We start from the raw sequence: 10,514 nt of genomic DNA, 5'->3' as shown, positions 1-10,514 counted from the left end.
CGGAGTTGCCTCGGCATTCGATGGTCGGGTCGGCATGTTTGCCCGTCCGGCCGGGAGTGCCCCTCGTAGGCGAATGGGTCTACAGGGGCGCTATACGGACGATTGTGGTGGTGATTCCGTCCACGACGAACCACAGGCGCAGGGTCGGGCGGCCCGTGGTCCGGTCACCCGGTTCGTACCTGCTGCGGACGCTGATGTGCTGCCGGGCCAGGACCGGCGCGACGTATTCGATGACCGCGCGGTGCGGGCCGCTGACCAGCTTGGGGTAGTCGACCAGGTACTGCTCCACGGCCTGCCAGTAGCAGGTGTTGTTCACATGGTTGTACTGGTCGATATCGGTGGCACGCAGCGGAAACGGCAGGTCGGTGTCGGATTCGGGTGGCGCTGGGTCGGTGAGCCAGGGGCGCCAGCGGAGTCGCTGCTCGGTGGTGGTCTGGGCGAGGTAGGCCAGACCCGCGTCGCTGATCCGGGCGGGCATATTGTTCGACTCGTTGATGTTGATCCAGAAACCTTCGGTTTCGATCAGGCCGCCCCGGTCGCTGGTGATACGCACCCGCATATTCGCCCAGCGGGTGGACATACTCGAACACCAGCGTCGCAGGTGGACGTGGTCGGGCCACAGTACCGGGCGGACCACGTCGATGACCGTGCGCCGGATGATCCAGCTCGGGTCGCTCTGTTCCAGGACCGATTGCTGGAGGTGTTCCCAGGCGATGTCCTGGAGGTAGCGGGCGACACCGTCGAGGCGTAGACGGTTGTACGGGTCCACGTCGCCGGCTCGCACCGGCCACGCCGTAACGAACCCCATGCCCTCCTGGGGAAGCGGGGCGAGCGGCTGATCGAGTGACACTTGTGCTCCTCGCGCGGCGGGTTGGGCCGCGGTACTTCTGCGTGTTTCCTGTGAGACGACTTTACGGGGCGTGTGTCACCGCGCCACGCCGAGCCGTCGGTTCGCTGTGCTCGGCGTGTGGCGGCGTCAGTATCCGACGTAGCCGGTGCCGTTGGAGACCCCCACCACCCCGGGCACATTGCCGAGCGAACCGTACCGTTCGATGGCGTACCTCGTACCGGCGATGATGTTGTCCACCGGATTCCAGATATCGCCGTGACCGGGCAGCGAATAGGAGTTGAAGGTCGGATCGATGGTCTGCATGAGACCCTTCGACGGGATCCCGGCCGCGGCGTTGCTGTCCCACAGATTGATGGCGTTCGGATTGCCACCGGATTCGCGTTCGATGATCAGCGCGATGGTGGCGGCCTCGGCATCGTCGATGTCGTAGCCGTTCTCGCGCAGTACGCGGATGGCTTCCTTTATCCACTCCGCCTGATCGCCGGTGGGCATGGTGGTGGGGGCCGCCCCGGACGAGGGCGCGGGACTTCCGGAGCCGCTGTCGGTGGATGTACCACCCATCAGGGAACTGGCCGGGGAACCGCTGGTGGTGGGGTATCCGGAGCTCGGCGCGCCGTCCCCGGCCGAGGGTGCCGTGGTGGCGGCCGGAACCGTCGGCGCGGCGGCGGGGGCGGTACCGGGTTCGCCCAGCACACCGTGGGCATGCTCCAGTGCGGTGACGGCCTGCTGTACCTGGGTGGTGGCCCGGTTCGCGGTGTCCTCCGCGCTTTTCAGGGCGTTGACGATATGCCACTGGTGGGAGGCCGCCACGAGGCGCTGCCCCAGCTCGGTGCGTTGCATTTCGGCGGAATCGGCGGTGTCGCCGGCGGCCCGGCGTAGATAGTCGATCCGCGACTGGGCGCTGACGGTACCGTCGTCGGCCACGTCGAAGGCCGGTAGTGGCGGCTGCGCGGTGTTGCGCGCGGTATCGCGCATCAGCAGGACCCTGTTCCTCGCCTCGATCAGGTTGGCGACTTCGGCGCGCAGTGCGGTGTCGAGTTCGAGCAGGGCTGCGCTCACTGCTCCGGTTCGGGTGCGTTCGATATCCATCCGGGTACCGGCGGCCGCACCCGCGGATCCGGTCCAGTGCATCGCCCGGGTGTCGGTGACCGCGGTCCCGGTGAGCTGGTCGAGCCGGCCGGACAGCGTAGTCGCGTGAGTGGCGGCCGCGGTGAGATGGTCGGTCTGCCATTGTTCGACATTGCCGATGGTGAGGGTCATACCGCGGTCTCCAGTCCGACGGTGGTGAGTGCCCCGGTGACCTCCGCTTCGGTCATCTCGTAGTCGCCCGCGCTGGTGCGCAGGGTGGCGGCGACGGTGGTGAGCCGGTCGGCGATTCGGTGCAGGCAGGACGCGGTGAGGTCGGCGGCACGCTGTGCCGGTGGGCCGAAACCGGTGCCGGGTAGCGCGGTCGCGGCCGCGGCGAACACCTCGGGGGTGTCGAGCGCGGTGACGGCGTCGGCTTCGGTATCGAGCCGACCGGCGAAACCGCGCAGCAGACCGGGATCGACCCGTACCGTCGCGCTGGGTGTACTCGTCTCTTCGTTCATTCGTTCCCCCGGGGATTCCCGCCCGTTCCTGCTGTGGCCGAGCCTAACAAAGCGGCATGTATCCCGAGGCCCGCTCGACCAGCGGCGATCGATCGGACGAAGGGGTGTGCGCGGGTCGGCAGGCCCGGGCGGGGGATGGACTTCGGCTGCCGATGACCATTAAGTTGATGAAGACGGGTGGATTGGTACATATCGACTGGTGCGTCTCTATAGCCGCCGGTCGGCGAACAGAGAGGTCGGCATATGCGCGCAGCTCAGGTCAGCAAACTCGAAGGACCGGAAGCGATCGAGATCGTCGATATCCCGGAACCGCGGCCACTGCCGGGTGGTGTGGTGATCGACGTCCATGCCGCCGGAGTCGCCTTCCCCGACGTACTGATGACCCGTGGCCTCTACCAGATGAAACCCCCGATGCCTTTCGTAGTCGGTGGCGAGGTCGCCGGGGTCGTACGCGAAGCACCCGAGGGGTCGCATGTGAAGCCCGGTGACCGGGTCTGCGCCCTGACCATGCTCGGCAACGCGATGGCAGAGGTCGCCACGACCACCGCCGAAATGGTTTTCAAGCTTCCGGACAACATCTCCTTCGAGGCCGGTGCCGGAATCCTGTTCAACGATCTCACCGTGCACTTCTGCCTGCGCAACCGCGGCCGCCTCGCCGAGGGGGAAACCGTGCTGGTGCACGGCGCGGCCGGTGGGATCGGTACCTCTACTCTGCGATTGGCCGGTGCGCTGGGCGCGGGCCGGGTGATCGCGGTGGTGAGTACCGAGGAGAAGGCCGAGATCGCCCGCGCGCACGGCGCCACCGATGTGGTGCTCACCGACGGCTGGCTCGACCGGGTCAAGGAACTCACCGACAACCGCGGCGTGGACATCGTGCTGGATCCCGTCGGCGGCGACCGCTTCACCGACAGCATTCGATCGCTGGCCCGGGGCGGGCGCCTGCTGGTGGTCGGCTTCACCGGCGGCGATATCCCGACCGTGAAGGTGAACCGGCTGCTGTTGAAGAACGTCGAGGTCGTCGGTGCGGGCTGGGGCGAGTGGGTGCTGTCGCATCCGGGTTACCTCCTCGAGCAGTGGGCCGAGGTGGAGCCGCTGTTCGCCTCCGGCAAGATCGCCGCGCCGCAGGCGGTGCTCTTCCCGCTGGAGCAGGCCGCGCAGGCCGTCGCTTCGCTGGAGAACCGCGCCGCCACCGGCAAGGTCGTGGTGACACTTCGCTGACCCGTCCGGCCCACAGCCGCGGCTGTGGGCCGGACGCCCTCGTCAGCGGTAGTTCAGAACACTCGGACCGGCGATGTCCTGCTGACTGACCGGGAAGCAGCCGTACTTACCGGGAATGCCCTCCCGTCTTTCCAGCTCGTTCAGATCCGCCATGCACGAATCGAGGGTCGGGTAATTGCGTGGCAGGAAGGGGGCATCGGTGGCCGCGGCCGTTCCCGCCGCACCCAGCAGCGCAGTGCCGACGAATCCGGCGACGACTATCGAATAAGCGATTTTCTTCATGTGAATGCTCCGTGTGTTCCTGATTCGTGATGGGACGGAATATGTCCGTCGAACTGCCCGCTGATCCGGGCCGTCGCGGCGCGGTATCCGGGTAACCGACACGTCGTCGACCACCGCGTAATGCTTCTTGGCCGATCGGCCTCTTCGATACGCGCCGGAGCGGCAGGGACGAACCTGCGCGAACCTCCGGTACGAACCGGGAAGCGGCCGCGTTCTCTTCATGCGGAATTCATGACCCCCCCAAGTGCGCGAATCGAATTGCCCGGAGGTGACCGTGCCACCGATTTCCGAGCCGTTCGATCGTCGGACGTCACCGCCCGAAAATTGTTCTGTCACATCTACTGACGTGGCCGATACGGAATCGGTTCCACCGGAATTCCCTCGGTTCGCGGTCGACGGGGAAACCGCGCGGCCCCGTGGTGTCGCGGTGCCGGTCGAGCAGTCACTCGGCAGGGCGGGAACCCACGCGTGACCTGCACCGCCGCCGGGATCGGTCGTTCGTCGGTATTGTGCACGGCATGCGGATCAGGTCGGCGATAGTCCTCGGGTTGACCGCGGCCTTTGCTCTGACGGGGTGTGGGTCCGACCAGGGGGCCGGGGACGACGAGGGACCGCGGGGGCCGGCGCCCAAGGTGGCCGCGCTCGGTCCGTTCGTGGGGGAATGCGGGCATGTCACCGACAACGAGGTACGTGATCTCGGGGGGCTGGGGCAGATCGTGCAATCCTTCAAGAACGGGGTCGGCTGCAACTGGCAGGGCAGCGGCGGAAACTCCATCACCTTCGCCTCGTACCGGGGGAGCCCGCTGGAACGGGAGAAGGCATGGGTCACCACGCACGGCCGGCCGCCGGAACCGATCACGGTGGGCGGACGTAACGGGTTCGCGGCACTCGATCCCACCGGGCGGATATGCGATCTCGCGGTGCAACTCGACGATGATTTCTTCGAATGGTCCACCGCGCGGAGCATCGCCGGTGGCGACCCGTGCGAGCGCAGCCGGGCACTCGCCGAACTGACGATCGAGCGGTTGGGGTGAAGGCGATGACATTCGCATCCGGTCCCGGACCCGCTCACCGGCGGCGACTGCGTACGGCGGCGGCTGCCGCGGCACTACTGGTTACGACGATTCTGGGCGCCGGCTGCGGCAGCACCGTGGAAGGGACCCCGCAGCCGGTCGGCGGTGGCGAATCGGTGGACACCGCGCAGATCGACAAACTGCTGCGGGAATGCGACGTGGTCACCGACCAGCAGATCATCGACGCCCTCGGTGGCAGCGTCTACATCAGCGAGTCGTTCTTCGGTGCCGTGTGTATGTGGGATATCGGCGGTGGCTCCGGAATGCTCACGCTGAACTGGTACGAGAACGGGTCGCTGCGCAACGAGCAGGCGACGAACGACAAGCTGGGCTACACCAGCACCAAGACCACTGTGCAGGGCACGATCGCGCTGGAGGTCCGGCGTCCGAACGACCCGAAATCGTGCGGGATGACCGCGAGCGCCGCCGACTCCGGGGTGATCGGCTGGTGGGTGAACTCGGGGACACCCGATCCGTGCGCTGCCGCCAAGAAGCTGCTCGAACTCACGCTCAATATCGCGCGATAGCGGGGTCGGTCCCGCCGTGTGGCTCGTCCGCGAGACACCGGGCAACCGTCTTGTTCCTGCTGCTGTTCGTCCGGGAAGCGGGACCACCCGGGAACAAGCGGTCGGGCGGGTCCGTTGAGTAGTGGCGAGAGATGCCCGGGAGGGGTCGAGAGCCGGAATCCGAGGGGCCGAGGCCGGCCCGCCATATCACAACATCACCCCGGTTTTGACCCTATTCACTACGCCCGAGTACAGTGGACCGCTGTGCCCGGAAGGATACGGGCAAGTTCGAGCGTAGACGTAGGCCAGCGAGAGCGGCCGACGATTCCAGCGTGCCTGTAAATCGGGCCCTGAACTGCGCGCGACACGCCCGACCTCGGGACGCGAGAAACGTGGTTGGACGTGCGGGTGAAAGCTCGATGAACAGCCCTGACACCGCCATAACCGATAAAAGGAAAGCCGGTATATGCCAACCATCAACCAGCTGGTCCGCAAGGGTCGCCGCGACAAGGTCGCCAAGACCAAGACCGCGGCCCTCAAGGGGAGCCCGCAGCGTCGTGGCGTGTGCACCCGCGTGTACACCACCACCCCGAAGAAGCCGAACTCCGCGCTGCGGAAGGTCGCGCGTGTGAAGCTGACCAGCGCGGTCGAGGTCACGGCTTACATCCCCGGTGAAGGCCACAACCTGCAGGAGCACTCGATGGTGCTCGTGCGCGGCGGTCGTGTGAAGGACCTCCCCGGTGTGCGTTACAAGATCATCCGCGGCTCGCTCGATACCCAGGGTGTGAAGAACCGCAAGCAGGCCCGCAGCCGTTACGGCGCCAAGAAGGAGAAGAGCTGATATGCCGCGCAAGGGCCCCGCTCCCAAGCGACCGCTGATCAACGACCCGGTCTACGGGTCGCCGCTGGTGACGCAGCTGGTCAACAAGATTCTCCTCGACGGCAAGAAGTCCACTGCCGAGCGCATCGTGTACGGCGCGCTGGAGCAGGCGCGCGAGAAGACCGGCACCGATCCGGTCGTCACTCTCAAGCGCGCGCTGGACAACGTCAAGCCCGCCCTCGAGGTCAAGCCGCGCCGTGTCGGTGGCGCCACCTACCAGGTGCCGGTCGAGGTCCGTCCCGGCCGCTCCAACACTCTCGCGCTGCGCTGGCTGGTCAACTACTCGCGGGCTCGCCGTGAGAAGACCATGATCGAGCGTCTGGCCAACGAACTGCTGGATGCCAGCAACGGCCTCGGCGCTTCGGTCAAGCGTCGCGAGGACACCCACAAGATGGCCGAATCCAACCGGGCCTTCGCGCACTACCGCTGGTGATGTCTGTCCGGCCCATCGCTCCTGGGCCGGGAGGCTTACGGAAGCACCGCTTCCGCTTTTGACAGATAGGGCGGCCACACGGTCGTCGGCGAAAATCCCAACTAGCTACGAGCGGGGAAGATTTCCGTGGCACAGGACGTGCTCACCGACCTGAACAAGGTCCGCAACATCGGCATCATGGCCCACATCGATGCGGGCAAGACCACTACCACCGAACGCATCCTCTTCTACACCGGTGTGAACTACAAGATCGGCGAAACCCATGACGGGGCGTCGACCACCGACTGGATGGAGCAGGAGCAGGAGCGCGGTATCACCATCACCTCCGCGGCGGTGACCTGCTTCTGGAACCAGAATCAGATCAATATCATCGACACCCCGGGCCACGTGGACTTCACCGTCGAGGTGGAGCGCAGCCTGCGCGTGCTCGATGGCGCCGTTGCCGTCTTCGACGGCAAGGAGGGCGTGGAACCGCAGTCCGAGCAGGTGTGGCGGCAGGCGGACAAGTACGACGTGCCGCGGATCTGCTTCGTCAACAAGATGGACAAGCTCGGTGCGGACTTCTACTTCACCGTGCAGACCATCAAGGACCGCCTCGGCGCCAAGCCGCTGGTCATCCAGCTGCCGATCGGCGCGGAGGACACCTTCGAGGGCATCGTCGACCTGGTCGAGATGAACGCGAAGGTCTGGACCGGCGAGACCAAGCTCGGTGAGAAGTACGAGGTTCAGGAAATCCCGGCCGATCTCGAGGAGCGGGCCGAGCAGTACCGTCAGGAACTGCTCGAGACCGTCGCCGAATCGGACGAGGCCCTGCTGGAGAAGTTCTTCGGTGGCGAAGAGCTCTCGATCGACGAGATCAAGGGCGCCATTCGCAAGCTGACGGTCAACTCCGAGCTGTACCCGGTGCTGTGTGGTTCGGCGTTCAAGAACAAGGGCGTGCAGCCCATGCTCGACGCCGTGGTGGACTACCTGCCCTCGCCGCTGGATGTCGAATCCGTGCAGGGTCATGTGCCCGGCAAGGAAGACGAGGTCATCACCCGTAAGCCGAGCGCCGACGAACCGTTCGCGGCCCTGGCGTTCAAGATCGCGGTGCACCCGTTCTTCGGCAAGCTGACCTACGTCCGCGTCTACTCGGGCAAGGTCGACTCCGGTGCCCAGGTCATCAACGCGACCAAGGGCAAGAAGGAGCGGCTGGGCAAGCTGTTCCAGATGCACTCCAACAAGGAGAATCCGGTACCCCAGGTCAGCGCCGGCCACATCTACGCGGTCATCGGCCTGAAGGACACCACCACCGGGGACACCCTGTGCGATCCGAACAACCAGATCGTGCTGGAGTCCATGACCTTCCCGGACCCGGTCATCGAGGTCTCCATCGAGCCCAAGACCAAGTCCGACCAGGAGAAGCTGGGCACCGCGATCCAGAAGCTCGCCGAAGAGGACCCGACCTTCACGGTGAAGCTGGACCAGGAGACCGGCCAGACCGTCATCGGCGGTATGGGCGAGCTGCACCTGGACATCCTGGTCGACCGGATGAAGCGCGAATTCAAGGTCGAGGCCAACGTCGGCAAGCCGCAGGTGGCCTACCGCGAGACGATCACCAAGAAGGTGGAGAAGCTCGAATTCACCCACAAGAAGCAGACGGGTGGTTCGGGTCAGTTCGCGAAGGTCATCATCGCGCTGGAGCCGTTCGTCGGTGAAGACGGCGCCACCTACGAGTTCGAGAACAAGGTCACCGGTGGCCGCGTGCCGAAGGAATACATCCCCTCGGTCGACGCGGGCGCACAGGACGCCATGCAGTACGGTGTGCTCGCCGGTTACCCGCTGGTCAATCTGAAGGTGCTTCTGCTCGACGGTGCATACCACGACGTCGACTCCTCGGAGATGGCGTTCAAGATCGCCGGCGCGCAGGCCCTGAAGGAAGCGGCCCGTAAGGCCGGTCCGGTGATCCTCGAACCGCTGATGGCGGTCGAGGTCACCACGCCCGAGGACTACATGGGCGATGTGATCGGCGACCTGAACTCCCGCCGTGGCCAGATCCAGGCCATGGAGGAACGCAGTGGTGCCCGTGTCGTCAAGGCGCTGGTTCCGCTCTCGGAGATGTTCGGTTACATCGGTGACCTGCGGTCGAAGACCCAGGGCCGGGCGAACTACTCCATGGTGTTCGATTCGTACGCGGAGGTTCCGGCCAACGTGTCGAAGGAGATCATCGCCAAGGCGACCGGCGAGTAAGTACCCCTCCGGAGCAGGTAGCTCACCTGCTCCGGATCTCCCGGGAGTTAGTACACCCGTTAGTTCCCCACGCACGTGGGGATGACCCCCGCACTGCTGCAACTGCAAGCACCAACAAGTCCAGGAGGACCACACAGTGGCGAAGGCGAAGTTCGAGCGGACAAAGCCGCACGTCAACATCGGCACCATCGGTCACGTCGACCACGGCAAGACCACGCTGACCGCAGCGATCACCAAGGTGCTGGCGGAGAAGTACCCGGATCTGAACGAGAGCTTTGCCTTCGATCAGATCGACAAGGCGCCGGAGGAGAAGGCTCGTGGTATCACGATCAACATCTCCCACGTCGAGTACCAGACCGAGAAGCGCCACTACGCCCACGTCGACGCCCCGGGTCACGCCGACTACATCAAGAACATGATCACCGGTGCGGCGCAGATGGACGGCGCCATCCTGGTGGTCGCGGCCACCGACGGCCCGATGCCGCAGACCCGTGAGCATGTGCTGCTCGCCCGTCAGGTCGGCGTGCCCTACATCCTGGTCGCGCTGAACAAGTCGGACATGGTCGACGACGAGGAAATCCTCGAGCTCGTCGAGATGGAGGTCCGCGAGCTGCTGGCCTCGCAGGAGTTCGACGAGGACGCCCCCGTCGTGCGCGTTTCCGGCCTGAAGGCGCTGGAAGGCGACGAGAAGTGGAGCGAATCCATCATCGAGCTGATGAACGCGGTCGACGAGTCCATCCCGGACCCGGTGCGTGAGACCGACAAGCCGTTCCTGATGCCGATCGAGGACGTGTTCACCATCACCGGTCGTGGCACCGTCGTCACCGGTCGTGTGGAGCGCGGTGTGGTCAACCTCAACGAGGAAGTCGAGATCGTCGGCATCCGCCCGGAGAAGACCAAGACCACCATCACCGGTATCGAAATGTTCCGCAAGATGCTGGACACCGCGCAGGCCGGTGACAACGCGGGTCTGCTGATCCGTGGCATCAAGCGCGAGGACGTGGAGCGCGGCCAGGTCGTCATCAAGCCGGGCACCACCACCCCGCACACCGAGTTCGAGGGTCAGGCCTACATCCTGTCCAAGGACGAGGGTGGCCGCCACACCCCGTTCTTCAACAACTACCGTCCGCAGTTCTACTTCCGTACGACTGACGTGACGGGCGTTGTGACCCTGCCCGAGGGCACCGAAATGGTTATGCCCGGCGACAACACCGAGATGTTGGTGAAGCTGATCCAGCCGGTCGCCATGGACGAGGGTCTGCGCTTCGCGATCCGCGAGGGTGGCCGCACCGTCGGCGCCGGTCGCGTCACGAAGATCATCAAGTGATTCCCTGAATCGCCGAGAACGGCGCCGCTCCTTCGGGGCGGCGCCGTTTTCATTTCGCACGGCATGATGCTCGGTTCGAACCAGGCCCAGAAGTAGCCCGACCCGCTTAATTCAGATAATCTGAATT

The 10,514-nt window shown here is 65.4% G+C and carries 11 protein-coding genes; 7 read left to right on the top strand and 4 right to left on the bottom strand.

Annotated features, from left to right (window positions below; all coding sequences use genetic code 11):
• Window positions 1–79: 79 nt before the first annotated feature.
• From NF4_RS32280 to NF4_RS32270, 3 genes are all read right to left on the bottom strand, one after another.
• On the bottom strand, window positions 80–850 hold the full coding sequence (locus NF4_RS32280; RefSeq protein ID WP_063131179.1) for an acyl-[acyl-carrier-protein] thioesterase: 771 nt from the start codon (window positions 848–850) through the stop codon (window positions 80–82).
• Window positions 851–976: 126 nt separating this feature from the next.
• The gene (locus tag NF4_RS32275) at window positions 977–2,110 is read right to left on the bottom strand and encodes a transglycosylase SLT domain-containing protein (protein WP_063131178.1); all 1,134 of its coding nucleotides are present in this window, start codon (window positions 2,108–2,110) and stop codon (window positions 977–979) included.
• Complete coding sequence (locus NF4_RS32270) at window positions 2,107–2,439, bottom strand: type VII secretion target (RefSeq protein ID WP_063131177.1); 333 nt, start codon at window positions 2,437–2,439, stop codon at window positions 2,107–2,109. Before NF4_RS32270 ends, NF4_RS32275 begins: the two co-directional genes overlap by 4 nt.
• A gap of 243 nt (window positions 2,440–2,682) precedes the next feature.
• On the opposite strand from NF4_RS32270, the gene NF4_RS32265 reads away from it, so the two are divergent.
• Window positions 2,683–3,657 carry an NADPH:quinone oxidoreductase family protein gene (locus NF4_RS32265; RefSeq protein WP_063131176.1) on the top strand — a complete coding sequence of 325 codons (975 nt, stop codon included), beginning with the start codon at window positions 2,683–2,685 and terminating at the stop codon, window positions 3,655–3,657.
• A gap of 42 nt (window positions 3,658–3,699) precedes the next feature.
• Here NF4_RS32265 and NF4_RS32260 read toward each other — a convergent pair whose 3' ends face one another.
• Window positions 3,700–3,939, bottom strand: coding sequence for a hypothetical protein (locus NF4_RS32260; RefSeq protein WP_063131175.1), 240 nt, complete (start codon window positions 3,937–3,939; stop codon window positions 3,700–3,702).
• A 518-nt stretch (window positions 3,940–4,457) separates the two neighbouring features.
• On the opposite strand from NF4_RS32260, the gene NF4_RS32255 reads away from it, so the two are divergent.
• The 6 genes from NF4_RS32255 (at window position 4,458) to tuf (ending at window position 10,387) form a co-directional block, all read left to right on the top strand.
• Window positions 4,458–4,973 (top strand): DUF3558 domain-containing protein, encoded by a 516-nt coding sequence (locus NF4_RS32255; RefSeq protein WP_063131174.1) that lies wholly within the window; start codon window positions 4,458–4,460, stop codon window positions 4,971–4,973.
• 5 nt (window positions 4,974–4,978) lie between these two features.
• Window positions 4,979–5,539, top strand: a complete 561-nt coding sequence (locus NF4_RS32250) for a DUF3558 domain-containing protein (RefSeq protein WP_063131192.1) — start codon at window positions 4,979–4,981, stop codon at window positions 5,537–5,539.
• Between the two features lie 445 nt (window positions 5,540–5,984).
• Window positions 5,985–6,359: a 30S ribosomal protein S12 gene (rpsL, locus tag NF4_RS32245; RefSeq protein WP_030525247.1), complete on the top strand. Its 375-nt coding sequence runs from the start codon at window positions 5,985–5,987 to the stop codon at window positions 6,357–6,359.
• Between the two features lies 1 nt (window position 6,360).
• Complete coding sequence (gene rpsG / locus NF4_RS32240; protein WP_030525248.1) at window positions 6,361–6,831, top strand: 30S ribosomal protein S7; 471 nt, start codon at window positions 6,361–6,363, stop codon at window positions 6,829–6,831.
• 126 nt (window positions 6,832–6,957) lie between these two features.
• Entirely contained in the window at window positions 6,958–9,060 is a 2,103-nt protein-coding gene (gene fusA, locus NF4_RS32235) for an elongation factor G (RefSeq protein WP_063131173.1), read from the top strand.
• A 136-nt stretch (window positions 9,061–9,196) separates the two neighbouring features.
• Window positions 9,197–10,387 carry an elongation factor Tu gene (gene tuf / locus NF4_RS32230; protein ID WP_030525250.1) on the top strand — a complete coding sequence of 397 codons (1,191 nt, stop codon included), beginning with the start codon at window positions 9,197–9,199 and terminating at the stop codon, window positions 10,385–10,387.
• Window positions 10,388–10,514: the final 127 nt, after the last annotated feature.

This window comes from Nocardia fusca NBRC 14340 (genome assembly GCF_001618425.1).
GTDB lineage: Bacteria > Actinomycetota > Actinomycetes > Mycobacteriales > Mycobacteriaceae > Nocardia > Nocardia fusca.
The sequence above is the reverse complement of the archived record's forward strand: the minus strand, read 5'-3'. Positions and strand labels throughout refer to the sequence as shown.

Bases quoted from the DNA above. Each gene is read 5' to 3' on its own strand.
- NF4_RS32270 (WP_063131177.1), bottom strand. From the start codon at position 2,439: ATGAACGAAGAGACGAGTACACCCAGCGCGACGGTACGGGTCGATCCC.
- NF4_RS32275 (WP_063131178.1), bottom strand. From the start codon at position 2,110: ATGACCCTCACCATCGGCAATGTCGAACAATGGCAGACCGACCATCTC.
- NF4_RS32255 (WP_063131174.1), top strand. From the start codon at position 4,458: ATGCGGATCAGGTCGGCGATAGTCCTCGGGTTGACCGCGGCCTTTGCT.
- NF4_RS32250 (WP_063131192.1), top strand. From the start codon at position 4,979: ATGACATTCGCATCCGGTCCCGGACCCGCTCACCGGCGGCGACTGCGT.
- rpsL (WP_030525247.1), top strand. From the start codon at position 5,985: ATGCCAACCATCAACCAGCTGGTCCGCAAGGGTCGCCGCGACAAGGTC.
- NF4_RS32260 (WP_063131175.1), bottom strand. From the start codon at position 3,939: ATGAAGAAAATCGCTTATTCGATAGTCGTCGCCGGATTCGTCGGCACT.
- NF4_RS32265 (WP_063131176.1), top strand. From the start codon at position 2,683: ATGCGCGCAGCTCAGGTCAGCAAACTCGAAGGACCGGAAGCGATCGAG.
- rpsG (WP_030525248.1), top strand. From the start codon at position 6,361: ATGCCGCGCAAGGGCCCCGCTCCCAAGCGACCGCTGATCAACGACCCG.